Origin of the sequence: Cryobacterium adonitolivorans (assembly GCF_004402695.1) — a bacterium.
In the GTDB taxonomy this organism is placed as follows: Bacteria; Actinomycetota; Actinomycetes; order Actinomycetales; family Microbacteriaceae; genus Cryobacterium; species Cryobacterium adonitolivorans.
The window spans coordinates 51,866-74,918 of sequence record NZ_SOFL01000034.1 but is presented as its reverse complement, the minus strand read 5'-3'; the positions used below and the strand labels follow the sequence as shown (position 1 = coordinate 74,918).

The following is a 23,053-nucleotide window of genomic DNA, read 5'->3' as shown; positions in this document are numbered from 1 at the left end:
ACGAGCGGCCCCGCAAAACCCTCAAACGCCGCACCCCAGCCGATTTGCTCAGCGAGCTAGTCTCGGGGAAGGAATTAGCCCCTGTTGCTTCCACCGTTTGAATTCGCCCTAGGGATATAAGACGTCTCACGACCGCAACCCGCGCCTGCTAGACATCGGCATAATCTCGCAGCCTGGTGAGTCGCATAACTACGTCGCATAACCACATGGTTGAATTGCGTTACTCACCGTTAGTCATGAGACACCCTAGGAGCACCGTGACGAAGCTGATCGGCTACGCGCGCGTATCGACGCGCCAGCAATTCACCGACCGGCAAGAGGTAGACCTTCTGTCCGCTGGTGTTCGCCGCGATGATCTCTACGTCGATCACGGCGTTTCCGGTGCCCTCGCCTCGCGGCCGTCCTTCGACCGTGCGGTTGAGGCCCTCGAGGCGGGCGACACTCTCGTCATTACGACCCTGGACCGGCTCGGTCGATCGACACAGAACATGCTCGCTTTCGCTGAAGAGCTCCGCGGCCGTGGCGCCGGCCTCCGGGTGCTGAACCTGGGCGGTGGCGACGTCGACACAGCAACGCCCATGGGCTCCATGCTCTTCACGATCATGGCGGCGCTCGGGCAGATGGAACACGAAATCAAGCGAGAGCGCGTAATCGACTCGATCGCCAAGCGCCGCGACGCCGGGAAGAACCTGGGCGGGCGCCCGCGATCCATCACCGACAGCCAAATCCGCCACGCCCGCAGCCTCATAGAGCACGGTGAGATAGCGGCCGAGGTCGCGCGCAGTCTCGGAATGTCCAGAGCGACCTTGTACCGCCGGGTAGGCGCCCTGGGGCTACTACCGGAGCCATCCAACGACGCGGCTCTACAGTCACTGACGCCGACCATTGACCCATAACCGTCAGGTTGAACTCTTTGGGCGCCGTCAAGCGGCGTCCATAAAGTCGACCTGGACCCTAGTTAGACGGGGCCTGCCGCGTGATCTGACGTCAGGCTGTCGTGTACCCCAGATGTACGCACTGCGTTGCGAAGGGCCCAAAGGTGCACGTTCGGTGACACCCCGTCTCTTGTGTCACCTGAAATGGGTGCGTTCCGGAGGCGAAGCCGGCTACAGCGCACTGGGAAGATAGGGACGCGGAGCGAGTTTCGCTCTCGATCGGTGCAGCTACGGCCGGCTCCGGGTCGGCAGCTGGTGATCTGCACTGACGGTGAACAATTTCCTCAGATCCGGACGCTGTTTAACGAGACAGTTGTCATCGACCGCCTCAGTTCTGTCCGTTTCGTTCAAAGGATTCGCAGCATGCTGAAGACCCGAACTAGCCGCATCGCCCTCACCGCGCTGCTGATGCTTCCCACTCTCGCTCTCATGGGCTGCGCCGCGCCCGCCGCCGCGGCTCCGGAGCCGACTCTGGTCAGTGCGCCGCCGTCGGCTGCAACTCCGACCGCGACTCCGACTGCGACCCCGAAGAATGAGGCGGCGGATCCTGTTTGGCCGAACGAACGGTGTCAGGACGAACAGCTCGCCGCCGAGCTCGTGGAGCGGCCCGACCTTTCGGTAGCGAACCGGGAGGGGTTCGTGATCGTGCTCACGAACGTGTCGGAGCAATCCTGCTCGTACTACGGGTGGCCCGGGGTGCTGTTGCTCAGCGCCGACGGCACCCTACTCACCAGCAGGGACGACAAGATGATTGGCCCCGCCGAGCCCGAGCCCGGGGCGCTCGCCCCAGGCGAATCGGCCCAGGTGGAAGCGCTCCTCACCGAAGTCGGCACGTACGACTGCACGCCGACGACCGCGACGACGATCCGGGTGCTCGTTACATCGGACGGTGCCGGCCCGGGCATCGACGCGCCAGCCGATCTGCAGGTCTGCGGCGACGCTCGGAGCGACTTCTCGGGAGGGCCAAGCATTCCTGCATCCTGACTCCGCCAGAAAGACAAACTCCGAACGACTTCACTCTGGAAGAGAAGGTTGACGCCGCCAAGGGTTTCGCGGAGCTGCGAGACTGGTTCCTACTTAGCCAATCGCGAGCGCAAATCTCAAGGACGGTGAGTCCGGACATTGGAACCACGCTACGTCAGCCCAGCGGATACAGCCTTGTCACTGCTCATAATCCTTATATCGCTAGCAATTGTCCCGGCCAACTTGACCTGGTGGCTCATTGCCCAACACATTAACGATCGCATGACGCGCGCAGGAAAACAGCTACACGGAGGTCGCTGGCACTTCCTGCGGTTCGGACCGACGGCGCCTCTCATCTCGGCCGCTGCCTTTTCATGCGGAATCGTGGCTTATTCAGTCCCGCAAATTCACGACGCGCTTGACCCGGACGTCTCTTCTGCGGCATTGATTCTGGCCGCTTTCGGTTTATTTTCTTTCATGATGAGCATGATCCTTTGGTCCTACTCCAACGCGCCGCCTCGACAGACAGCGAACTAGCACGCACAGTCAATGGCGCGACCTCTAGTGTCTCGGAACCTAACTGCCTCGTATCCCATGGGATACGCGACGGAGATGCGCCACAAAGCGCTAACAGTCAGAGCTATCGCACATCGGCGGCCCCGCCGCGGTGCGGTGTGACCTTCGGCGCTATATGGCGGCGTTCTGTGATCGCTATTTGGCGCATCGACCTGGTTTGCCACGCTGACTCAGAGGGCCGTCAGCGTCCTATATCCCATGGGCGGCGTGTGAGATGTCTCGTGCTTTGCCGTGTGAACCTTGCACAAGCGTTGGAATAGAGCGGCGGCGAAATCTCATGACTACGTCTCGTAACCTGGTGCTTTGGTCGACGGTGCTCGCCGTTAGATGTGAGACATCGCGGGCTGTGTGCCGAAGCTGATCGATTTCGCGTGCCCATCGAAAAAGGGCCCCACGAATTGATGCCGGCAGCGGCCCTGTCTCGCTCGGAGCCAGGGCCGCACCCGTGATCTTTACATGCCAGCGCAAGTCCGACAGAGTCGCTGGTCGTTTGTGCCTTGCCGCCTGTTTGAGGCCGGGATTTGCTTTCCGGAGGGGCAGTCGCTGTGCACGTGGTGCACGTCGGGGTCATTCGGATTGGTCGAGTAATACGGTGGAACGCGCATTTCAGGCTCCTTCGCCTTGCACCGGAATCTCCGGTGACATGACCGTAGGGCGAGCCACCGACAGGTTGCTTCGCGGGCATTGGAGGTGCTCAGGACCATCTAGCCAGCTGCCGGCGCGACTCGACGCACGCATCGGACAGAATGAAGGACATGACCACGCACAGCGAGCTCGCCCTCCCTGAGGGATACGCCGAACTTTTACAGGGTCTGAAGGTGCGCGTCCGGAATGCGCAGGTGCGGGCTCAGCGGGTGGTCAACGCCCAGCTCCTTGAACTGTATTGGGGTATTGGGAGCGAGATACTCACCCAGCAGAAAAGCCAAGCGTGGGGGAGCGGTGTCGTGGGCAGACTGGCCTCTGATCTCAGAGTCGAATTCCCTCAGATGACAGGGCTCTCTCGCAGCAATCTCTTCTACATGAGGGCGTTCGCGGTGGCGTGGCCAGGAGAGGGCGTAATCGTCCAACAGGCTGTTGGACAATTGCCGTGGGGCCACATCACGGTTCTACTGGACAAGCTCGACGATGCCCGCACGCGTACCTGGTATGCCCAAGCCGCCGTTGAACACGGGTGGTCACGGAACGTGTTGATGAACCAGATTATGAACCGTACCCACGAGCGGGTCGGGTCGGGCCCGAGCAATTTCACTTGGCAACTTCCCGCTGCGGAGTCGGAGCTCGCGCAGCAGATCGCGAAAGACCCCTACGTCTTCGACTTCCTCGAGCTGACCGACCAGGCCGCCGAGCGGGACCTGGAACAGTCTTTGATGGACCGCATCGTGGAAACCCTCCGTGAACTCGGCGCTGGGTTCGCGTTCGTTGGCCGCCAGGTGCACTTCGACGTTGGCGGGGATGACTTCTACCTGGACCTGTTGTTCTTCCACGTCGTCCAGCTCCGCTACGTCGTCGTCGAGCTGAAGACGGGGAAGTTCCAGCCCGAGTACGCCGGCAAGCTCGGTTTCTATATCGCCGTTGTCGACGACAAGCTCCGTCTCCCTGCGCATAATCCAACGGTTGGGATCCTCATCTGCGGCAGCCGCAACGATCACACCGTCCGTTACTCCTTGGGTCAGACTGATTCACCGATGGCCGTGTCGACGTATACCTACGACACCCTGCCGGCGGCCGAGCGCAACGCGCTGCCCGACGAGGAGAAACTCACTGCCGCTCTCGACTGGGCTGAGGAGCCCTCGGCGGAATAGGCAAGCTCGTCCTCGAAGGATGAGCGTGTCGCCAAGCAGTGCGTCCCGGCGAGTCCGGCACCGCTTTACGCCGTCGGACGGCTTCCTTAGGGCGTCGTGCTCGTGAGGGATGCTTTGGCTTGCTGGTGACGGTAAAGGGTGGCACGGCTCCAGCCGACCAGTTGCGCTGCGTCCTTGGCGGTGCGGCCTTTTGCTCGGGCTTCTGCTACGAGCTGGAGCTTGTCGGCGATCACGACCGGATCGGACAGTGGACGACCGAAGCGCGTCCCGTTCTGCCGGGCGGCGGCAATTCCGGCATTGACGCGTTCGACGATAAGTTCGCGCTCGTACTCGGCGAGGGTGGCGAGCATGTTCAGCATCAGCCGGCCCGTCGACGTCGCCGGGTCGATGCCATCCGAAATGGATCGCACCTGGACGCCGCGCTCGCGCAGCACGTTCACCGTGTTCAGGACGTCGATGAGGGAGCGGCCGAGCCGGTCGATTCGCCACACGACGACCGTGTCACCAGGTTCGGCGTACCCGAGGAGCTTCTTCATCCCGGGCCGCTCGATCGCGGCCTTGCTCCCTGACGTGACGTCAGCGAACACGTCACGTTTCTGCACTCCAGCATTGACGAGCGCGTCGAGCTGCAGCTGCGCATCCTGGCTCGATGTGCTCACACGCGTGTACCCAATATGCCTCATTCATCCATTGTGCCTCACAAACCCCGCCTCGCCAGTCGCCTGAGACGTTCTACGGTGAGACACATTTATGGGACATCGAGCGGCCCGCCACCTTGGGGTGGGGGCCATTGGGGGAGTGGGGGATCGAGCGTCTTGGAAAGCTGTACTTTTCTGAGACTGCAGGTTGCTGACCTTGTCTGTCCTGATCGCGTCTCATAACTAACGGCGAGTACCGATATCCGACCAGGAGGTTATGCAACATGGTTGCGAGATTTACCGCGAACTGAGATTCCGAGGATCCCGAGAGGGCGCCGGTTGCTCCGGTGAGACGCGTCGTATCCCTAGGGTTACGAGACGGTTGAGCATGTTGGCTTCCGATGGCCGATGCCGGTTATCAGTTCAAGATCGCAGCGCGGAGGGATGAAAGGTCGGAAACTGGCAGGAAGATTAGGTTTCCGACAGCCGCGGGAGAAACGGTAATTTGGAGCGGCATCGGGGCCTGCTGAATCGTTAGAGCGAGCGCTGGAGCTGTGCGGATTTGGAGCGGCTCCGACGCCGCCTTCACCGCGGTGACTGCCGTTCGTTCGATGCGTGCGACCATCGTCGCCTTGTCGCGCGACCCATCCCAGAGCGTGATGAACTTCGCGTCCACAGTAAGAGCCGCATACATCGTTCGCGCATGCCAGGTGCCGGCCTGGGGTGAGGGGGCGAGTTTGCTCACGTCCTCTTTGAGACCCTCTGACTTGAATACCGCATACGCCTGGCCGGGATAATTGTCCTCCAAGAACGCCAGGAGGCCCCGGGCGGTCGACGCACCTGCTCGATCCAGAAGACCGATGATCACGGCAGTCATTACCAGGGCGCCGACGAAGAAGCCGAAGAACATCGTCGCCTTGCCGCTGTCACCGTCCGCGGCCCGCAGGATCCGGTGGCCGGTCAGCCACGTCAACACCAGAAACATAGCCGCGTACGGCGCGACAATCCCCCACCTCAGCGACCTAAGCGTCATCAGACTCCAGAACCATGGTCCGATATGCCTGCACGCGGCGCCGGTATTCCTCCCGGCTGATAAGGGGCTCGCCTGCGGCCCGAACAATGAGATTGGTGGACGGGTCAACCAACTCTAGTTGGGGGTACCCAAAACGACTCGTCGTGTAGCCCGCCGCGGTCTCCGCTTTTGAAGCCCGTTTCGCGAAGTGCGTGCATGCGACTCCACCAACAAGACATGCTGCCAGGATCGTGGCTAGCGTTGCCACGACGGGGTTGTCAAACGTGGATTGGGTCACGACAATCGCGACCATCGTCGCGATTCCCGACGCTAGGGTCAGCGCCGCGGAAATGAAGGTGACGTACACGGTCCGCACCAGGGAGGGGCCCGGAACCCTTTCGCGGGTGCGCACCGGGACGGGATCGATCATTGCATCCACCTTTGATATTCGCTGCCTGCTCGGAGCGCCCCCGAGTGTATCTGGCCACGGACCACAGTGTCTCGTAACGCGGGCGCCTCATAACCGATGGGATACGAGACGTAGGAGATCGCCTGTCCACTCGACGCGCGGCAGGTGACTTGTCTCTAATCTGGACCTGTCTCGCATCTGTAGGGATACGAGACGACTGACACCTTCTGCCGCCCGACTGCTGCGGGAAGGCACTCAAACCCCGTTCGTGTGAACTATTCGATATCCTTCCGGCGGCGAGGCGCACAAAAACCGATGACCTGGCATCAGCCAGTTTCCGACTTTCCGGGGAGGAATGCGCGGAGGAGCGCTGGAGCGCAGGCGGTCAGGACGACTCCGGCCACGGCGGAGCTCAATGCAAGTGCAAGCCCAGGGCCGGCGGCATCGGTGAGGGCTCCGAAGACTCCAGCCCCTACCGCTGCACCTAAGTTAAGTGCGGTGTTGATCCAACTGCTCGCCTCTGTGCGCACGCGAGGGTCGCTGCGCAGGTCAGCGGCGAGGTATCCGACGATGAGCACGGGAGCGAGAAAAAGGCCGCTGAGCGTGAATCCGATAACGGCAGCGATGGTTCCGCCGACTAGGCCTGTGATCGTGGAAATAAGCAACAATGCGAGAGCAAGTGCGAGTAATTGACGTTCGAGAGCTGATCGCGCTTGAACTCGGCCGTACAGCAGGCCACCGAGCGCGCTTGCGCCAGCGAAAAGTGCGAGCAGCACACCGGCCAGCACCGTGTTGGATTCCGCATCAGCTATAGCTGGCGCTGCGATCTCGACACAACCGAGAATGACACCGGGGGCGATCATGGCAAAAACCACCGGCGCAAAGCCTCGAGAACGGAACGGAGAGCGGGCGGGTTGCGAACTAGAGCCGGCTACCAGGCGGGAGCCTAGCTGTTGGCGAGAGAGCGGGCTGGACACAAACAGTACCGACCCGATTGCAACGCAGCCAGCGGACAGAATAAGCGACGCCAGCGGGTCAACGATCACGGCAAGAAGCGCGGCCGCGAGTGGCCCGACCGCGAAAGTTAGCTCTTCGGCTACGGCGTCGAGGCTGAACCCGCGCGTGCGACGACTACCTACCGGCAGCGCTGAGGACCAGAGCACTCTCATTGTGGCGCCGAAGGGCGGTGACGTCGCGCCGGCGATGCCGCCGATTAGCAGCAGGACTAGCAATCCTTCGGCTGAGGTGAGCCCTAGAGCCACGAGTGCCGCCGCGTGCCCCATTCCAAGGGTTAGGAGAGCACCGGTCTGCCCATGGCGATCGATGATCCGCGCCCGCCAGGGTGTGGCCACAACATTCGCGATGCCGAGCACAGCGGTGACTGTTCCCGCGACTGCAAACGACCCCGTGGACTGTTCTAGAAGCAACACGAGGGCAAGGCCAGACGTGGCGAGCGATAGGCGCCCGATGATGCTTGGGATAAATGAGCGTGTGACGTGAGAAGTGCGCAGAACGGCTCGATAGGACAATTGTTCATTGGACATGGCGGTCTCCGACGAAGGGGCCCTCGACACTCGTCTGCATGACGAGCGGAGAACCTTCATTTACAGGGTCTGCGCACCGAAAATGGCGCGCTCAAACCCGCCCGGGCCGGCACTGGGAGCTGCGAGGGGCGGGTCGCAGGACCTTAGGAAAAGGCGACAATGAAACTGAACATTGACGCCAGCCTAACGAGAGGCCAGATCATGTCGGTGTTTTGCCCGTATGTCTCATAACCTCCGTGCGTCGCATCCCATGGGATACGAGACGCTGAGGCAACGCTCTCAGGTGAGACGCGTCTCGGACGGGGCGCGGCGGATCAAAGGCGAGTAGCAAATCTGTTTTCAGCTTCTAGGGTCGAATAGTGAACTATTTATCGGTGAATGAGCAATACCTAGTGTGAGCACAGACAACGAGGTGATCGAGAGATCGATCGGCAGCCCAGAAGAATTTGCGGCGCTGTACGACCGGCATGCGGGGACGATCCACCGATACGCGGCTCGCCGGATCGGCGCGGAGGTCGCGGACGATATCTTGTCCGAAACCTTTTTAGTCGCCTTTGACAAGCGTCGCGCGTTCGACGCATCTGCGACCAGCGCTCTTCCGTGGCTGCTGGGCATCGCGACAACGCTGCTGAAGCAGCATGCCCGGCGGGAAGCAGTCGCGTGGAAGGGGATGGTCGCTGGAATCGCGGCTGACGTCGTGCCTGACGCAATCGAGCTGGCGGGCGCTCGGATGGATGCGGCGCGATCCGCCAAACGAATCGAGGGCGCGCTGCGTCGGTTGTCCACGGGTGACCGCGACGCTGTGCTGCTCTACGCCTGGGGAGATCTCGACTACCAGGGCGTCGCCGATGCCTTAGGAATTCCTCTCGGCACCGTGCGTTCCCGGCTCAACCGGGCGCGTCGACTGCTTCGCTCTGCTCTGGACATTGCTACCGATAAGGAGACCTTTCATGGACGAACTGACACTGCTGCGCAGCGCTCGTACTGACCCCACCGGGCCGAGTCGGAAAGCGCTCGACTCTGGTCGTGCGGCGTTGCTGGCGCACATTGACGAATCCCGGCGGCCGGCACCCAGCCCGGCGGTCATCAGACGTCGACCCGTTCTGCGGCGAATCGGTTACTCGGCAGCCTGCACGGCCGTGGCCGCCACGCTCGTGACGGGCCTGATCATGAGCGACTTGGTCGGGCTTGCCGGCTGGCGCGGCGGCGCAGATCCCGCAGCGGCAGCGGTGCTCCGCGAAGCATCGGCGCTGGCTATCGCTACGTCAGACCCCGTTCTTGCTCCCGGGCAATACCTCCGGGTGGAAACGACCGCCGTCTACGGTGGAACTGTGGCTACCGGTACCGACAACCGCCAGATCGGGGCCCTTACGATCAGCGAGGATCAGCTCTACATCCCGGCCGATCTCAATGACGATTGGGTCTGGATGAGGGGCATGAGTAAGCCGTATCAATCGTTCGGGCCCGAGTCCGAGGCGGCAATGCAAGCGGACTGGGCCCAGCGCCTGGCAAAGCGGGGCGACCCCGATTACCAGGAGAACGTGCGAGCGCCCGGCGGAGCCTTCTACGGGGGTTCCGGCCCTGATTTGGCGATGCGCGACGCGTTGCCTCGCGACCCGTACCAGCTCCTCAACAACATCTACCGCACCAATTTGGGTCAGGGGCCGTCGCCCGACGGTGCAGCGTTCGAGTGGATTCGTCTCATGCTGCGCAGTGGCGGGGTTCCCGCTGATCTGCGCGGGGCGCTCTACGAGGCAGCGGCCATGATTCCTGGCGTCACGGTCACGGAGGGAGCTGCAACGCTTAACGGACGCACAGGAATCGCCATCGGACGTAATGAACCCGGTTCAGCATGGCGAGAAGACCTGATTATCGATCCTGAAAATGGTGAGCTTATCGGGGAACGTGACGTCGTTGTCGAGTACGACGGTGTGTCTTTGTTCCCTGCGGGAACAACCGAGGGATGGACGTCCGTGACCACCACTGTGGTGGACGACGCCCCCACCGGCGGCAACCCCTACGGACACATGGGCATGCCGGGATGATCTCTCGCAACCAGACCTCAATGCCCGACCCGGCCGGTGTCGACCTCAGGCTGGAGTACTCCGTCGATGTAACCGCCCTGATCAAACAAAAGCTGGCGGAGCCTTCGTCAGAAGAGCAGACCACGATTGCGCTCCTGAAGAACTAGAGCGCTCGTGAGCACTGAAAGTGTCTCGCAACCCAAGCGCCTCATATCCCATGAGTATCAAGACGGTCATCGGCCAGCACAGCAATCCGCCGTCGAGCCGATCGAGAACGGCGGCAGCTCTCGCCACCGATGAAGGGTTCTGGCAGCGGGCCAGCTGTAGGCTCGGGCTAGGCCAGACCGCTGCCTGTGATCTGAGGTGGCTGACATGGAATTCGGTTCATTGTTTTGGTGGAACTTCTGGATGGTCGTACATGTGGTCATCGTGGTCGGGATCGTGGTTACTCTCGCGTTGTTTATCCGTTGGGGAAAACAAAAGAGTGCGAAGCCTCATGCGATCGCCGCCTCAAAGGGTCACCAGTAGAGCTGGTCTCCCGCTGGGTCGAGTTCGTCAGCAGTGTCTCGTAACCCAAATGCCTCGAAACCCATGAGTTGCGAGACATTGACAGTGCAGCTTGTTACACGTGCAGTAGCCAGCATTAGCTGGTTTTGGAGCCAGGGCATCGCGATTAATGCACTGTTGGGCCTCACTGGTGACCCTGCGGATTTGTGACGGGCCAGTGGTCGGTTCACCAGAGATCTAGCATCCGTATTCGGTGTTCTGTCTGGTGCATCTTGCTTCCGGGGACCCATTTGACTCGTGGCTTCGCGATGAAAGGTCGTAGTGGGCCGAGCTGGAGCGCAACGCAGAGATTGAAATCGAGCCAGCCCAGGAATTGGCCGAGCGAAATGTGTTTGAGCAGGAACCACGGCGACCCGAGCACCCAGGCGACGAATCCGAGCGGGATGAGGATCCAGAGCAGGAGTCCTCGAAAAGACAGCATGAGGAGTGCGGGAATGGGTTCTAGCGGTTGTCGACCTGTCTGGATTGCAAATTCGGTTCGCCAATCCGGTCGGAACTGGTCCCCTCGCCGTGATGTCACCATGAAGGGATTGTATGGGTCCGGAGGCGGCATCGCGGCGAGGTATTCGCAGACCTCGCCGTCTCGGCAGAAACGCATGGGGGCCACAAACGATCCTTCCGCCGGGTACGGCCATGACGCGATGAAGTGTCTCGTAACCTAAATGCCTCGTATCCCATGCGTACTGAGACAGCTGGCACCAGTCCTTTGGCGACTGCATCTTCGGGACTACGACACGAAACAATGCCGACCAACTGTGCTGATAGCCTCGCCCCACCTGACGGATGGAGAGCACCTAATGCAGACGAGCACTTTTCTCCTTTTCATGGCAGCCTGCCTCCCCTTAGTCCTGGCGCCTGGCCCTTCTGTCGCGTTCATCCTCACCACCACCCTGAGCTCGGGGCGTCGAGCGGGACTGAGTGGAGTCGCGGGAGTTGAGCTGGGATACGTCGCGCACGTATTAGCCGCGGTCATCGGCATCTCGGCGGTCATCGCGGCCAGCGCGACGGCTTTCACCGTTGTCAAGGTCTTGGGGGCGGGCTACCTGATCTGGTTGGGCATCCAAGCATGGCGCTCTCGCAATAACACGTTGCTCGCGGACCTCGCGACGACCGGTGCAAGGGTCCAACCCGCGAAGGCCTTCCAGCGCGGCCTACTCGTCGGGGTGCTCAATCCCAAAACAGCCGTGTTCTTCCTTTCGTTCTTGCCACCGTTCGTGAAGGAAGGCGCCGGCCCCGCCTGGGTGCAGATGAGCGTCCTCGGACTAATCTTCATCGCAATGGCATCGCTCCCGGACCTGATCTGGGCCCTGACCGGCAGCGGAGTCCGACGTCTCCTACCTGGCATTAAAATGAAGACCATGGAGCGCTTTTCTGGAACTGTCCTCTTCGGGCTCGCGGCATATTCGCTCACTGCGCGCCGCGCATAAAGCCACGCGCCAGCCGCTTCTCCTGAGTCTCGATGCCAACAGCGGGCCCGGCGAACTGTGTAGCCGAGTATTAGGACTCGCCCAGCCGTGCACGGACAACGACACTGGTCGACGCGAGCCAGCACGGAGTTGTGTCTCGCAACCCAACTGCCTCGTAACCCATGGGTATCGAGGCAACAACAACGCTGTGGCGATAGAGGCCAATAGGGTTGCGGCATGACGAGTTCACGCTTTCGTCGGCTCTTAGGGCTTCTTATGCTCACGGTATTCGGCCTGCTCGCCCTAGGCGCATTCTTGGCCGGGATCACTCTTGACGGCAAGGAACTTCCGGCCGTCCAGTGCACGCGCTCGAGGCACCTTCCCGAGTCTGGCGGCCCCTTCAACGAAGGCACCCGAGTTACAGGCGAACGGACATTCATGCCCCTCGGCGTGAATTGCACCTACGACAGCCCTAACAACGCGATCGGCCCGCAAACCGTGCAGAACAGCAATTGGCCCGCGACCACGGTTTGGGTCGTAGGCACCGTCATCGCCCTATACGGAGCATCATTGACGTTCCATCTTCGAACGAATCCAGAAACACGTGCCGCGAGGGACTCCTAAGACTCCCGCGTCACGCATTTAGCGAGCGGTCAAGCGATGGAGCTCGCAAAGTTGATGTGTCTCGTAACCAAAGCGACCAATAACCCATGGGATGCAAGCCCCCATTTACCTCTGCAATCCACACGCACAGCGGCGGGGCCGCCGATGTGCTCGCAAACGATCAATTCTGGCAGCGCAGCGCCAATTGGAGGATTTCGACAGTTCTGTACCAGGCCACCCCGTTTCTGAGTCGGGAGGATGATGGGTAGATGAGGATCGAAATACTGCATATCGATGAGTGCCCGAATTGGGTCGAGGCTGGCCACCGCCTACAGGCTGCCCTTGATAACACCGGGAACCCTGACATAGCGGTCGCTTACCGGCTTCTGCGGACGTCTGAAGACGCAGCCAAGGTGCCGTTTGCCGGCTCCCCCACATTCACCCTTAACGGAGAAGACCTGTTTGCCACAGACGGCAGAACAACAGATCTTGCTTGCCGGATCTACTTCACCCCCTCAGGATTAGCGGGCCTCCCTACAACTGAGCAACTCATGAAGGCAATCGCGTCTCGTGAAGACTGAGTCGACCGACGTCTGCTCCTGCTGCGGGAGAACTTTGCAGCGTCACCAATTGCACGCGTTGGGAAGGGCTGGCTTCATCTGCCGACGATGCGGATTATGGATCGCGTTGCGACCTCACAACGACAGCTAACGGAGCCGGATATTTGCTAGAACCGGAAACACTAGGCCCTCAAGCGGCTAGAACGTTTACGGTTAGTGCATGACTGATCTGCGGATTTCCGAAGTAGCTAGCCGCACGGGTTTGGCGTCGAGCGCCATCCGCTACTACGAAAGTGTGGGGCTGCTCTCCCCCGCCAAGCGGGCCGCGAACGGATACCGGATGTACACCGAATCCGATGTCGAGCGACTGCTGTTCGTCGCCGGGGCGAAGCGACTGGATCTGAGCCTCGCGGAGGTCAAAGATCTTGTGGTGGCGCGCGAGTCGGATGTGTGCGCTCACGTGCAGAGCGAGATGCAACCGTTGGTCGCGGCACGGCTGGCCGAGACGCGGGCACAGATCGAGGACCTGACCCGGCTTTCACACGAGCTGGAAGATGCGGCCGCTCGGCTGTCCGAGGCACCCCCGGCCGGGCCGTGCACAGATGCGTGCGCCTGCGTCGTGCTCACAGGCGGCATCGGTGACGCGCCGGTGGGTGCCCGGCTCTTTGGGCTCAGCGCACGCTGAGGTCGCGGGGCCGGCCCGCCGTTGAGCGTTCGGTCGGCAGCACGCACGCCTTTACGCGGTGTCGACGCACCAGGAGCACGGCTACTGTGGCGCCTGCGGCCACGGCGACGAGTGCGAGGCCGGGCAGCCAGTGGGCGCCGATCGCGGATGCCGCCCCGATGCTGCCAACGATCGCGAGAAGGGGGCCGGCGCAGCACGCGGCGCAGGCGAGCACCACGGCCGCAATCGCAGCGATACCAGGGAAAGTTCGTGATCGAGTCATGAAAGTGACGGTAGAGCTTCGACCCGCTCGAAGGTCAAGCGCCAGCTAGCTGCGCAGCCCGCGCGGCTGCGTCGACGAGTGCCGTGAGAACCATCGTCTGCGCCTCGGGCACCGTGATCGTCATGGCCAGCTCGCCGTCGCGGTCGTCAAACGCGAAGGTGAAGAACGAGCAGCATGACGTCTCGCGCGCGGCGAGGTCGCGTGCCCGGCCTTTGCATTCAGAATGCAACCGAAAAACGGCCGTGGTCGCATCTGATCGAACGATCCCGGTGAGGGCGTCCCGGAAAAGCGCGGCGAATTCCTCTTCGCGGAGTGGTTGCTCGACGGTTGGGATGGTGCAGCTCGTGGGTGCCCAGTTCAGCTCGGTCATGCTGTCCACGGTAAAGCTTCATTCTGCTTCAAGGTCAAGGTCTTCCCTAGGCTGAGGCGGGTGAAGACGATCGCGGAGTGGTGGGACCGCCACCAGGTGCCCCTCTATGTCGCCGCAATCGTTCTCGGGGGTCTGGTCGGGTCGCTGGCTCCGGCAGTCGCGCCGACCCTGACAGTAGCCATTAATCCGGTTCTCGCGCTGCTCCTGTTCGCGACTTTCCTCGGCGTTCCTCTCATTGAGGTCGCGCGGTCGTTCCGCGACCTCCGGTTCCTCGGCACTGTTCTGATCGTCAACTTTGTTGTCGCGCCGCTAGTGGTGTTCGGGCTGTCGCGTTTCGTTGCCGACGACCGCGGGCTTCTCCTCGGGGTCCTTCTGGTGCTGCTGACGCCGTGCATCGACTACGTGATCGTGTTCACCGGCCTCGCGGGAGGGGCGAAGGCGCGTCTGCTGGCCGCCGCGCCCTTGCTGATGCTGTTACAGATTGTGCTGCTGCCGGTCTACCTGCTCTTGTTCGCGGGCGGCGACGCCGTGGAGCTGATCGAGATCGAACCGTTCGTGGAGGCGTTCTTGATCTTGATCGTTGCACCGCTTGCGGCTGCCGCGATCATTCAGTCCGTCGCTCGCCGGCACCGCGCTGGCCGTGTGATCGAAGTCGTGATGGCGGCGGCGATGGTGCCCCTCATGATGCTCACGCTCGCGGTCGTGATCGGCTCCCAGATCGCCGCCGTCGGCGGGCAGGCGGTCGCCCTCCTCCGGGTCGTGCCGCTGTATGTGGCGTTCCTGGCGGTCATGCTGTTCGTGGGCCTCACCGCCGGCCGGATGGCTCGCCTGGACGTGCCAGCAACGCGCGCGGTGGCCTTCAGCGGATCGACCCGCAACTCCTTGGTCGTGCTCCCTCTCGCCTTGGCGCTCCCGGCATCGTTGGCTATCGCCCCTCTTGCCGTTGTGACGCAGACGCTCGTCGAGTTGATAGGAATGGTGATCTTCGTTCGCCTCGTCCCATCGCTCACCCGGACAAGAGCCGTTCCCTCGCCCTCATCATCAGCTAACCTCGCGCCGGCACGGTGGGCCCCGTGGAACATCCACAGATGAGGCCGTTGCCGAAACGGGTGTCAGAACCCCTGTCCATTTCAAAACCCAACGCGGCATCTTGATTTCGAGCAATTTTGTGGACAGCAGTTTTGAGACGTTTGTGACCGCTCCTTTCCAAAGGACCCGGCAGACACCAGCAAACGATCGTTTCCGGCGTTGCCTCTGTGTTCGGAGTCCGCTGGTGCCACCGACTGTGGCCACCGGGTGTGGCCACCCGCTGTGGCACCGATGTAACGCATATGGGCCACTATGCGGTACTATGGCAACAACAAGACCCGCCAAGGCTATGCTTCCAAGCACCTCAAATAGGCGGGTTTCTTTTTGCTCATGGGGGAGTTTTCTTGACGAGTGTTGTGCCGTCGACGCTGGTAGCGACCCGAGTTCCTTTCGACAAGGAGACTCTGACCGTCGCTCAGCAATGCGCCCGAATCATGGAGCGCGGACTTACTTGCGACACCGCCGCACTCGAACAAGTTTTGTGCCGCACTAGCTACTATCGCCTCTCTGGCTACCTCTGGTGGTTTCAGACTTCCGATGCCTCTCATGCCCTAAGAGAAGGTACGACACTCGACGACGTGATCCGCCTCTATGAGTTCGATGCGAAGCTGCGCGGATTACTTCTCGAATGCGTTCAGATTGTCGAAGTTTGGTTTCGTAGCCAGTTCACCAATCACCTTGCGAACAAGTTCGGCCCCATGGCGTACGTCGACCCCAGGTACTTCGCCAACCCCGGAGCACTTAAGCGTGACAAGGCGAAGCTTGGGGAGAGACTTGCGCCCCCCACCGAAGTCTTCATTGAGAGCTTCTTTCGCAACTACAGCGACGACTACCCACCGGTATGGATGGCAACCGAAGTCATGAGTCTGGGCTTGCTCTCCAAGTGGTTTGACAACCTAAAGATAGACAGCCTCCGAAAGGCCATTGCTAGCGACAGCGGGCTGAACCAGGACGTCCTGGCTAGTTATTTGCGGCAGATGACGGTGATCCGAAACGCGTGCGCCCATCACAACAGACTTTGGAACAGGACCTTTGGAACGGGCATAAAGCTATCAAAGCAGGGTGACCCTCAGCTACTCACGGCTCTCGTCGGATCGGACGATTCAAAGATCTACAGAGCACTTGTTTACTCTGCCTATCTCGTCAAAAAGATCCAACCGGATTCAGGCCTCCCTGCTCGCTTGAAAGCTCACATCATGAGCGGCGATGACGACTGGATCATTGAGATGGACGCACCGAATGACTTCGAGAAGGACGATCTCTGGGTTTAGCCCACCTCTCACGCGTGCCGTACGGGTATGGTGCCGGCATGGAATCGGACTCCCTGGGTGCTCCCCCGAACTGCGAGCGGTGCCTAGTTCCGATGCTGGCCACGGGGTCGCCGGCCAACCCGTTCTGGCGGTGCCCGTCGTGTGAGCTGGTGCGCCTGGTCTAGCTCGATGGGTGTTGACGGTGGCGATAATGGGGGGGGATGAAGTGGGACCTCGCACACCGGCCGCGTGACGCGGATGAGTCCACGCCGGCCACAGTCGAAGCGTCGGAGAGCTGGGCGGCCGTCGAGCAGCTGCGCGGCACGATCCCCGCCGACCACCTGGTGCTTTACGTTAGGCCTGCGCGGTAGCGACCAGGTGGCCGACTGCGGGGTCCTACCCCGCATTCGAAACTATGTTCTTATGGTTTTATGGCTTCGGGCACCGGACGTGCCAGCAGCTCGAACCCGCATCAGACGGTGCGCGCCGACTCCCTCGTGCAGGTCGAGCCCGACCACGGGGGCGAGTTTGTCGTGCGCCCGTACAGCCTCACTCCCCCGGAGCTTGGCGGCCTGCCGGCGGCCCTAGCCGGCGAACCGAAGCACGTTCTCGCCTGGGTGAGATACCCCGCGATAGCTCGTCATGTTCACGGCTTAGCCCTGGCATGGACCCCTCGTGCCGTGTACGTCGAGTGGGAGGATGCCGGTATTCACCGCGCCTGGGTATGGGCGCCGGCTGTTGAGCGCGCAGCGGCAAAACAGAGCCCACCGCAGCCCGCTCCCCCGCGGCCATCGGTGGATATGGTCAGCGTGCGGGACACGAAGCCGCTTGTCGAGCTGATCAATGCCCACCTGACTCAGAGCGGTTCCGAGTTCGTCACGGCGATGGCGCAGCCTGCCGGCCCCTTCGGTGCGGTCGTGTTCGGGTCCATCGAGGGCCACTCCGTGCGCCTGGAATTCTCTACCGACCCCGCGACCAACACGTGCAGCTTGAACCTGTTCGGCATGACCGCACGACGGGTTCTTGCCGAGCGCGTGACAGCTCCTACGTTCCCTGAAGCGATCGAGGCGTTCCCCTGGGCTGCCGCCATGGATGCTCTCGACGCAACCACAAGTGAGTAGCGGGGCTGCTTGGCGTCGTACTGAGCATGTCGGCGCCTGCCGCTAACGTCGGCGAATGGCAATCGACATTAGTGAATTCTCCGTTTCCGAACTTCGTCGCGTGGAGGACGGATCGGCCATTCTCCTTGCTCTGGCGGACCTTCTTGAGAGCAAAGGGGCGTTGGTGTACGCCGACCAGGTGCGCAACGATGCCCACGCTGTCCAGCTCCTTACACAAGATCACCCGAGCGCGGCTGACCCTGCGGGCATTGCGTCCTTCGCGGTCCCCGAACATCGGTCGGAAATCCTTAACAAGCTTCGCTGACGACCTGCCGGCGGGCGCCCTACGGCCAGCTAGCCCACTCTGCTAGTCGTGAGTTCTTACTCCTAGAACTGCTCGTTCCGCCCACTCTGACCACGCGGCAGGTACCTCAAACGGTGGTACGACGGCTCGGCCAAACGTCACGTACTCCGGTTGCATCCGACCGCCGCCCGGGTCCGGGTAGCGGAGGTGGTGATCCAAGATAAGGCCCCAGCTACGCACTCTCAAAAGCAGGCCCACCAGCCGCTCCACGTGGTGGGCTTCGCTGTCTATCCGGGAGTTGTCGCGCAGGGACCATCGGATCGTGTTGCTCTTCCCGTCCGGGCGATCACTCCCGATACTGACGCTCGCGTGCACTAGTACGTCACGCTTCTGAAGAAGAAGCCGAGCTGCATGACACCACGCGAGTAATCGCTTGCGCTCGACGTCGGACCACGGCGGGATACCGTGATCGCCAACTCGCGCCTCCAATTTTCCGATGATGCTCTTCGCCGAGAGGGACTGCGGATTAGGGATTCGATAGATGCGTGCGATGGCGTACGCGCTTGATTCAACGTCGGCGGCCACGATCACTAGGTCTCCGAGCGCCATCCGAAGCTCATCGGGAACGTGCTCGTCGAGCCAACTTATTTCGCGCATGGCAGCAAGTGTCCCGGAATTTGCGCACCAGCGAGCACCGGCGAGCAACGTGGAGGCTCTAGCCGACCCTGAGCACGGCTCCTGGCGGATGCCAGCAAGTCGGCTCACAATGGCCCAATGAAGCCGCAACGTCGCGCACATAGCCGCTGGGCGTCTCCCTGGGGTGAGTTTGCCTACAGGGTCGCCGCGTTTCTGCGCGCCGTCGCCCTCCTGGCCGGCGTGGTGATCGCCGGTCTAGTGCTCGTGCACCTGGTGCACGACGGCTGGGCGTCGTATCTGCTGCAGGCGTGCGGTGACGCGGGCATGTTCCTGGTGGCCGGGATCCTGCTGCAGCTCGTGGTCCTGATGCGCAACCGCGCCGTGCGGCCGTAGCCGGCGCCGGGCAGAGAAACACCGCCGGCCGGGAGAGAGGGCGGCCGGGGGCGTGCTTGTGGGCTCGTGACCTGGCGGAGCCGGGTCAATCGAGGGGTGTTTATTCAGTGCGGGTGCGGTAGCCCTGGCGGCTGATCGCCGCTTGGGCTTTGGCCAGCTCGTCACCGAGCTGATCGGCCAGCTGGGCGGCGCGGGTCAGATGGTCGGTCGCCGTGGCGATACTCTGCACGGGGTCGCTCGCGTCGTCTTCGTAGACGTCGTACTGGTCGATCGACCGGCCCAGGCCCTTCGCCAGCTGTTGGAGGGCCTGAGGTAGCCTGCTGCCGACGCCTTTGAGGTTCCCCAGAACTTCGTAGACGAGTGGCGCGGGCAGCTGGGCGGGCAGCATCGTTGCGTGCGTCAGGTCCCTGATGGACTCGTTTGCCTGGTCTGCGTACTGAATCGCGGGTGCCACCGCATCGTCGATGATGTCGGGTGCGGTTTCGTGATTGTCATCGTGGCCGGTCATCTGCGGTGCTCCTGTCGATTGCGTGCGGTGTCGCCGCCGGCTGGCGGCCCACGGGTGTTAGGCCTGGTCGTCGGGCTTGCTGTTGCGGCGGATCTGCGCGACGGCGCGGCTGAGGTCGGCGCCGATGTAGTCGGCGTTGATGACGCGGCCGTAGGTCTTGGATCCTTCGGGGCCCCAGCTGTTGGTGTGCTCTCGGCCGACGACGATCACCGCGTCTCCCTTGTGGAGCGTTGCCGCTGCGTTCTCGCCCAGCTCGAACTTGGCTTCAACGAAATGCGTCGTAGGGTCCACGTGCTCCATGTACCTTCCGGCGCGGTACTCCCCCGTGTTCTCGATGACTCGAAACTTCGTGATGTTGAGACTGCCGGCCTTCACTACGTCGACGTCGGCGGCGAGGTTCCCAGTGATCGTGCGCTGAGTTGACATGGGTTCTGCTCCTTCGATGGGTTGTGCGGTTAGGTACGGGTTCGAGCTATTCGGCTAGTGCGGTGATGAGTTCTGGTCGAAATCCGGACCAGCTGGTGGATTCCGTCTCGACGACGGGTGCCTGCAGGTGTCCTAGCGCCCGTATGTGCTCGAGCGCGGCTTCGTCCTGCGACAAGTCGACGACCGCGTAGCTGATGCCCTCCTGGTCAAGCTTCATCTTCGTCATTCGACACGGCTGGCACTCTGGCTACGTATAGACGACCACTGACTCACTCATGTCCCTGTCCCTTCCCCACCAACAATTCTTTGTGCCTGTCTGGCAAAGGGAATCGATTGAGAGCGGGAGTGCCGTAGTGCAGGGTCGTGGAATACCGGAGCGAGCACAGCGAGTGAGGATATGCCGCGAAAGCCTGGAACGAGAGGCACGCAGCGAACTACGGTGAACGGCTAGACAGGCGCAAACATCACAGGCTCTACAGTGCCGCGCAGCGGCTCCCCTCGTGGCCGGCCTCCGTGCCGGTGACCGTCTTGAATGGCTATTTTGTTTGGTACTTCTCGCGTATGGCGGCCTCGACAACGCTACGGATCGTTGCACCGTCCTCCGCGGCCGAAGCTGCGTCGATGAGTTCGAGAACATCGGGGGCCAGCCTGGTACTGAACGGCACCGTGGCCTCGCGGCGTGGGCGGCCGCGCCGCGGTGCGGCGCCGGCCGTAGCCACGGGAGCCTGAGAGACCACAGGGGCGGCCTGAGGGGTCGGCGCTCTCTGGCGGTAGTCCACCGGGTCTACGCGTTCGTCGGGTGCCGCCTGCGGCTTGCGGCGGCGGCTGAGGTCTGGTCGGTCCTGCTGCTGGTCGCTCATCGAATCACCTGGTTCACAATCTTTGTGTACGCGCTCAAGACGGGCGCGCCCTTCCTGTAGTTGCCGTACCACTCCCCCGTGAGGCGAACTTCTTGAATGATTGCCCTTTCGGGCACTAGGGGCATGAGAAGCATTCCGGTGGCGCGCAGCTCGTCTGTGCTGGCAACGGCTGGCCGGGAGGGGATTGTCTCTTGGACCCTGCCACAGACGATCCCGGCCTCTGAGAGCGTGACGGGTGCACCGATGCGCTCTCTGCTGAGGCGGAACTGTTCGACAGTGCGCCGTGCGCCTGCAACGCCGTCCACGCCGTCACTGGAGGCCGTGGCGGCATAGACAATCGAGTCGGCAGCATTCAACGCTGACAGGATGAGCGGGCCGCCCTGCCTGTTGGGGCAGTCGATAACTACCAGGTCAGCAGAGATACCGACAAGTGCCGTTCGTAGTCTCAATTCGGCGTGGTCTGCTCGATCAGCCTCACGGTTGGAGACGTTGCGAGCGGAGGGAATCACGCGAAGATTATTTGACCAGTTGGACTGCACTGCCAAGTCTTCGCCCCATCCTTGCGGGTCGTCGTCTCCGAGAATCGCGCCGACGTGGAGGCCTTCACCGGAGGGTGCGACGTCGAGCCATTTGGTCGCTGCTGCACGGGGGTCAAGATCAACCAGGACCGTCCGCCGGCCTTGCCCGGCGGCAGTCATCGCGATCGACACGGCGGTAGTCGTTTTCGAGACGCCGCCCGATTCGCTGTAGACCATTAGTGTTTGCATGCTTTCAATCATTCCTGCTTGCATTCCTTCTGTCAATCATTCCAACATTCCTGCATTCTGTCTTTCTGTCATTCATGCATTAATTATTCGACCTCGAAAAACGAGCATTACCTCGGTATCGCGACTACGGGGGAGTGTGAGGGGGTCGCCCCTCACAGGCTGGTCCGCGAGGGCCAGCCGGTGGCTGGTCCTGGTTAGGCGGCCTCGACAAGGCACTGGGGGCAGCTCTTGGCGATTGTCAGGGCGCGGTCAAATTCGTCCATGCGGTGCAGCTCTGGTGATCGGCGCATGCGGAGACTTGTTCGGTCATGGTGTTGCTTTCCGGCTGGGGGAGGGGCGGCCCTGGCCGCCCCTCCGGATCGTTAGTCGCTTACGCGAGTGAGGGTGTCGACGAAAGTCACATATTCGGCGCTGTCGATCGTTGCCGTGTGTGCCAGCGTGTAACTGGCCTGTGCGTGGGCGTACAGATCCTCGCCACGCTTGGCGAGCTGAAGGGTACGGCTCCAGGTGTCGTCATCGCTTTTGGTGACTCGCGTCTGGATTGTTTCGATGCTCAGGGTGGCCATTGCTCTTCCTCCCGTTTGCTAGATGTTGCGGAGCATGCTGACGATGGTGGGGAAAGGCGACAGGCTCTCAATGAGAGTGTCGACAGTTCCCGGGTCGGGCTTCTGGGCGAAAGCCTTCTGGACCCGCGCGAACTGGCTATCGCTCAGCCCGACGGTTTGGCCCTCGGGGTTGGTGCCGACTGCGATAGCGGTTCCAAAGATCACGGTCGGGTTGCCGAGCAGGTGGGTCAGCACGGTTGCGGGCAGGTTCAGGGTCGACCCGTTGATGAGCCCTTCGTCGTCTACGAATAGGTCGATGCTGTCGGCCAGGTCGACGACGGCGAACATCCGGCAGTCGATGGCTGCGGCTATGTCGTTGCCGCTGTTTGCGCTGTCCAGGTCGAGTGTGGTGATGGTTTCGGTCGGGTTGATCTTGACGCTGCGGATGGTGGTGGTCATGGTGTTTCCCTCTCCAAGGATGGTGAGATACGCGGGGTCCCGGGCTCTCGTGGGCAGTGATTGTGTAGTCGTCCACCGTTTTTCTGCCCTTGGTGGCAAGAGAAATCGATTGAGAGCGGAGTGCCGTAGTGCACGCAATCTGGTGCGAAATAAGGGAGCTTGCGACCGCGTGCCAGATTGTGGGTGACGAAGGCACGCAAGCGAACTACGATGACCGGCCACCAAGGGAAGAAAAGTTCTGTCAGGGTCAGGCCGGCGTAGCCGGGTCCGCGTGGATCCGGCCTCCGTGCCGGATTCACCTGGGGGAGTGTGAGGGGGCGCCGTCCCCCTCACGGCCGACCTCGTGAGGGTCGGCCCGGC

At 62.0% G+C, this 23,053-nt stretch carries 27 protein-coding genes and 1 pseudogene; 15 read left to right on the top strand and 13 right to left on the bottom strand.

What is annotated here, in order from left to right; all coding sequences use genetic code 11:
- Nucleotides 1-257: 257 nt before the first annotated feature.
- The 3 genes from E3O42_RS10490 to E3O42_RS10480 all read left to right on the top strand — a co-directional run bounded on the left by E3O42_RS10490 (nt 258) and on the right by E3O42_RS10480 (nt 4,276).
- Nucleotides 258-896, top strand: a complete 639-nt coding sequence (locus tag E3O42_RS10490) for a recombinase family protein (RefSeq protein WP_134453893.1) — start codon at nt 258-260, stop codon at nt 894-896.
- 402 nt (nt 897-1,298) lie between these two features.
- On the top strand, nt 1,299-1,919 hold the full coding sequence (locus tag E3O42_RS10485) for a DUF4232 domain-containing protein (RefSeq protein ID WP_166787966.1): 621 nt from the start codon (nt 1,299-1,301) through the stop codon (nt 1,917-1,919).
- A gap of 1,310 nt (nt 1,920-3,229) precedes the next feature.
- Nucleotides 3,230-4,276, top strand: a complete 1,047-nt coding sequence (locus E3O42_RS10480) for a PDDEXK nuclease domain-containing protein (protein ID WP_134453891.1) — start codon at nt 3,230-3,232, stop codon at nt 4,274-4,276.
- Nucleotides 4,277-4,362: 86 nt separating this feature from the next.
- On the opposite strand, the gene E3O42_RS10475 is transcribed toward E3O42_RS10480, so the two are convergent.
- The 4 genes from E3O42_RS10475 to E3O42_RS10460 all read right to left on the bottom strand — a co-directional run bounded on the left by E3O42_RS10475 (nt 4,363) and on the right by E3O42_RS10460 (nt 7,879).
- Nucleotides 4,363-4,959, bottom strand: coding sequence for a recombinase family protein (locus E3O42_RS10475; RefSeq protein ID WP_134453890.1), 597 nt, complete (start codon nt 4,957-4,959; stop codon nt 4,363-4,365).
- 373 nt (nt 4,960-5,332) lie between these two features.
- Nucleotides 5,333-5,887: a hypothetical protein gene (locus E3O42_RS10470; protein ID WP_134453889.1), complete on the bottom strand. Its 555-nt coding sequence runs from the start codon at nt 5,885-5,887 to the stop codon at nt 5,333-5,335.
- A 49-nt stretch (nt 5,888-5,936) separates the two neighbouring features.
- A complete protein-coding gene (locus tag E3O42_RS10465; protein ID WP_134453888.1) occupies nt 5,937-6,356 on the bottom strand; it encodes a hypothetical protein in 420 nt (139 codons plus the stop codon).
- A gap of 305 nt (nt 6,357-6,661) precedes the next feature.
- Nucleotides 6,662-7,879, bottom strand: a complete 1,218-nt coding sequence (locus tag E3O42_RS10460) for an MFS transporter (protein WP_134453887.1) — start codon at nt 7,877-7,879, stop codon at nt 6,662-6,664.
- Between the two features lie 394 nt (nt 7,880-8,273).
- Between E3O42_RS10460 and E3O42_RS10455 the strand changes: the two genes are divergently transcribed.
- The 6 genes from E3O42_RS10455 to E3O42_RS10435 all read left to right on the top strand — a co-directional run bounded on the left by E3O42_RS10455 (nt 8,274) and on the right by E3O42_RS10435 (nt 13,724).
- Nucleotides 8,274-8,867 (top strand): RNA polymerase sigma factor, encoded by a 594-nt coding sequence (locus E3O42_RS10455; RefSeq protein ID WP_241984765.1) that lies wholly within the window; start codon nt 8,274-8,276, stop codon nt 8,865-8,867.
- Entirely contained in the window at nt 8,830-9,924 is a 1,095-nt protein-coding gene (locus E3O42_RS10450) for a CU044_5270 family protein (RefSeq protein WP_134453886.1), read from the top strand. The genes E3O42_RS10455 and E3O42_RS10450 overlap by 38 nt, the downstream gene beginning before the upstream one ends.
- Nucleotides 9,921-10,070 carry a hypothetical protein gene (locus E3O42_RS18025; protein WP_166787965.1) on the top strand — a complete coding sequence of 50 codons (150 nt, stop codon included), beginning with the start codon at nt 9,921-9,923 and terminating at the stop codon, nt 10,068-10,070. The genes E3O42_RS10450 and E3O42_RS18025 overlap by 4 nt, the downstream gene beginning before the upstream one ends.
- A 205-nt stretch (nt 10,071-10,275) precedes the next feature.
- Nucleotides 10,276-10,431: a hypothetical protein gene (locus E3O42_RS18020; protein ID WP_166787964.1), complete on the top strand. Its 156-nt coding sequence runs from the start codon at nt 10,276-10,278 to the stop codon at nt 10,429-10,431.
- Nucleotides 10,432-11,267: 836 nt separating this feature from the next.
- On the top strand, nt 11,268-11,897 hold the full coding sequence (locus tag E3O42_RS10445; protein ID WP_166787963.1) for a LysE family translocator: 630 nt from the start codon (nt 11,268-11,270) through the stop codon (nt 11,895-11,897).
- Between the two features lie 1,362 nt (nt 11,898-13,259).
- Complete coding sequence (locus E3O42_RS10435) at nt 13,260-13,724, top strand: MerR family transcriptional regulator (protein ID WP_134453883.1); 465 nt, start codon at nt 13,260-13,262, stop codon at nt 13,722-13,724.
- Here E3O42_RS10435 and E3O42_RS10430 read toward each other — a convergent pair.
- Both E3O42_RS10430 and E3O42_RS10425 read right to left on the bottom strand, forming a co-directional pair.
- On the bottom strand, nt 13,711-13,986 hold the full coding sequence (locus tag E3O42_RS10430) for a hypothetical protein (protein ID WP_134453882.1): 276 nt from the start codon (nt 13,984-13,986) through the stop codon (nt 13,711-13,713). The genes E3O42_RS10435 and E3O42_RS10430 overlap by 14 nt on opposite strands.
- A gap of 34 nt (nt 13,987-14,020) precedes the next feature.
- Complete coding sequence (locus E3O42_RS10425; protein WP_134453881.1) at nt 14,021-14,356, bottom strand: hypothetical protein; 336 nt, start codon at nt 14,354-14,356, stop codon at nt 14,021-14,023.
- 60 nt (nt 14,357-14,416) lie between these two features.
- Here E3O42_RS10425 and E3O42_RS10420 point away from each other — a divergent pair, with 60 nt between their 5' ends.
- The 6 genes from E3O42_RS10420 (at nt 14,417) to E3O42_RS10400 (ending at nt 19,128) form a co-directional block, all read left to right on the top strand.
- Complete coding sequence (locus E3O42_RS10420) at nt 14,417-15,448, top strand: arsenic resistance protein (protein WP_198414114.1); 1,032 nt, start codon at nt 14,417-14,419, stop codon at nt 15,446-15,448.
- Between the two features lie 239 nt (nt 15,449-15,687).
- Entirely contained in the window at nt 15,688-16,716 is a 1,029-nt protein-coding gene (locus tag E3O42_RS10415) for an Abi family protein (RefSeq protein ID WP_134453880.1), read from the top strand.
- 200 nt (nt 16,717-16,916) lie between these two features.
- Nucleotides 16,917-17,066, top strand: coding sequence for a hypothetical protein (locus tag E3O42_RS18015; protein WP_166787961.1), 150 nt, complete (start codon nt 16,917-16,919; stop codon nt 17,064-17,066).
- Nucleotides 17,067-17,126: 60 nt separating this feature from the next.
- A complete protein-coding gene (locus tag E3O42_RS10410) occupies nt 17,127-17,816 on the top strand; it encodes a hypothetical protein (RefSeq protein WP_134453879.1) in 690 nt (229 codons plus the stop codon).
- 55 nt (nt 17,817-17,871) lie between these two features.
- Nucleotides 17,872-18,120, top strand: coding sequence for a hypothetical protein (locus E3O42_RS10405; protein WP_134453878.1), 249 nt, complete (start codon nt 17,872-17,874; stop codon nt 18,118-18,120).
- 753 nt (nt 18,121-18,873) lie between these two features.
- Entirely contained in the window at nt 18,874-19,128 is a 255-nt protein-coding gene (locus E3O42_RS10400; RefSeq protein ID WP_134453877.1) for a hypothetical protein, read from the top strand.
- Between the two features lie 100 nt (nt 19,129-19,228).
- Here E3O42_RS10400 and E3O42_RS10395 read toward each other — a convergent pair whose 3' ends face one another.
- From E3O42_RS10395 to E3O42_RS10365, 7 genes and pseudogenes are all read right to left on the bottom strand, one after another.
- Nucleotides 19,229-19,636, bottom strand: coding sequence for a hypothetical protein (locus tag E3O42_RS10395; protein ID WP_198414113.1), 408 nt, complete (start codon nt 19,634-19,636; stop codon nt 19,229-19,231).
- A 57-nt stretch (nt 19,637-19,693) separates the two neighbouring features.
- Nucleotides 19,694-20,062, bottom strand: a complete 369-nt coding sequence (locus E3O42_RS10390; protein ID WP_134453876.1) for a single-stranded DNA-binding protein — start codon at nt 20,060-20,062, stop codon at nt 19,694-19,696.
- A 46-nt stretch (nt 20,063-20,108) separates the two neighbouring features.
- Nucleotides 20,109-20,339: pseudogene (locus E3O42_RS10385) on the bottom strand (glutaredoxin domain-containing protein).
- A gap of 259 nt (nt 20,340-20,598) precedes the next feature.
- The gene (locus tag E3O42_RS10380) at nt 20,599-20,922 is read right to left on the bottom strand and encodes a hypothetical protein (protein WP_134453874.1); all 324 of its coding nucleotides are present in this window, start codon (nt 20,920-20,922) and stop codon (nt 20,599-20,601) included.
- Entirely contained in the window at nt 20,919-21,701 is a 783-nt protein-coding gene (locus tag E3O42_RS10375) for a ParA family protein (protein ID WP_241984764.1), read from the bottom strand. The genes E3O42_RS10380 and E3O42_RS10375 overlap by 4 nt, the downstream gene beginning before the upstream one ends.
- A gap of 350 nt (nt 21,702-22,051) precedes the next feature.
- The gene (locus tag E3O42_RS10370) at nt 22,052-22,255 is read right to left on the bottom strand and encodes a hypothetical protein (protein WP_134453873.1); all 204 of its coding nucleotides are present in this window, start codon (nt 22,253-22,255) and stop codon (nt 22,052-22,054) included.
- A gap of 18 nt (nt 22,256-22,273) precedes the next feature.
- The gene (locus tag E3O42_RS10365) at nt 22,274-22,693 is read right to left on the bottom strand and encodes a DUF3846 domain-containing protein (RefSeq protein ID WP_134453872.1); all 420 of its coding nucleotides are present in this window, start codon (nt 22,691-22,693) and stop codon (nt 22,274-22,276) included.
- Between the last annotated feature and the right edge of the window lie 360 nt (nt 22,694-23,053).

Excerpts from the sequence above, each read along its gene's own strand:
- E3O42_RS10400 (WP_134453877.1), top strand. The coding sequence starts at position 18,874 with ATGAAGCCGCAACGTCGCGCACATAGCCGCTGGGCGTCTCCCTGGGGT.
- E3O42_RS10365 (WP_134453872.1), bottom strand. The coding sequence starts at position 22,693 with ATGACCACCACCATCCGCAGCGTCAAGATCAACCCGACCGAAACCATC.
- E3O42_RS10395 (WP_198414113.1), bottom strand. The coding sequence starts at position 19,636 with ATGACCGGCCACGATGACAATCACGAAACCGCACCCGACATCATCGAC.
- E3O42_RS18020 (WP_166787964.1), top strand. The coding sequence starts at position 10,276 with ATGGAATTCGGTTCATTGTTTTGGTGGAACTTCTGGATGGTCGTACAT.
- E3O42_RS10445 (WP_166787963.1), top strand. The coding sequence starts at position 11,268 with ATGCAGACGAGCACTTTTCTCCTTTTCATGGCAGCCTGCCTCCCCTTA.
- E3O42_RS18015 (WP_166787961.1), top strand. The coding sequence starts at position 16,917 with ATGAAGTGGGACCTCGCACACCGGCCGCGTGACGCGGATGAGTCCACG.
- E3O42_RS10450 (WP_134453886.1), top strand. The coding sequence starts at position 8,830 with ATGGACGAACTGACACTGCTGCGCAGCGCTCGTACTGACCCCACCGGG.
- E3O42_RS10390 (WP_134453876.1), bottom strand. The coding sequence starts at position 20,062 with ATGTCAACTCAGCGCACGATCACTGGGAACCTCGCCGCCGACGTCGAC.
- E3O42_RS18025 (WP_166787965.1), top strand. The coding sequence starts at position 9,921 with ATGATCTCTCGCAACCAGACCTCAATGCCCGACCCGGCCGGTGTCGAC.
- E3O42_RS10370 (WP_134453873.1), bottom strand. The coding sequence starts at position 22,255 with ATGGCCACCCTGAGCATCGAAACAATCCAGACGCGAGTCACCAAAAGC.
- E3O42_RS10480 (WP_134453891.1), top strand. The coding sequence starts at position 3,230 with ATGACCACGCACAGCGAGCTCGCCCTCCCTGAGGGATACGCCGAACTT.
- E3O42_RS10435 (WP_134453883.1), top strand. The coding sequence starts at position 13,260 with ATGACTGATCTGCGGATTTCCGAAGTAGCTAGCCGCACGGGTTTGGCG.
- E3O42_RS10460 (WP_134453887.1), bottom strand. The coding sequence starts at position 7,879 with ATGTCCAATGAACAATTGTCCTATCGAGCCGTTCTGCGCACTTCTCAC.
- E3O42_RS10410 (WP_134453879.1), top strand. The coding sequence starts at position 17,127 with ATGGCTTCGGGCACCGGACGTGCCAGCAGCTCGAACCCGCATCAGACG.
- E3O42_RS10430 (WP_134453882.1), bottom strand. The coding sequence starts at position 13,986 with ATGACTCGATCACGAACTTTCCCTGGTATCGCTGCGATTGCGGCCGTG.
- E3O42_RS10380 (WP_134453874.1), bottom strand. The coding sequence starts at position 20,922 with ATGAGCGACCAGCAGCAGGACCGACCAGACCTCAGCCGCCGCCGCAAG.
- E3O42_RS10375 (WP_241984764.1), bottom strand. The coding sequence starts at position 21,701 with ATGATTGAAAGCATGCAAACACTAATGGTCTACAGCGAATCGGGCGGC.
- E3O42_RS10425 (WP_134453881.1), bottom strand. The coding sequence starts at position 14,356 with ATGACCGAGCTGAACTGGGCACCCACGAGCTGCACCATCCCAACCGTC.
- E3O42_RS10485 (WP_166787966.1), top strand. The coding sequence starts at position 1,299 with ATGCTGAAGACCCGAACTAGCCGCATCGCCCTCACCGCGCTGCTGATG.
- E3O42_RS10415 (WP_134453880.1), top strand. The coding sequence starts at position 15,688 with ATGGGCCACTATGCGGTACTATGGCAACAACAAGACCCGCCAAGGCTA.
- E3O42_RS10475 (WP_134453890.1), bottom strand. The coding sequence starts at position 4,959 with ATGAGGCATATTGGGTACACGCGTGTGAGCACATCGAGCCAGGATGCG.
- E3O42_RS10405 (WP_134453878.1), top strand. The coding sequence starts at position 17,872 with ATGGCAATCGACATTAGTGAATTCTCCGTTTCCGAACTTCGTCGCGTG.
- E3O42_RS10465 (WP_134453888.1), bottom strand. The coding sequence starts at position 6,356 with ATGATCGATCCCGTCCCGGTGCGCACCCGCGAAAGGGTTCCGGGCCCC.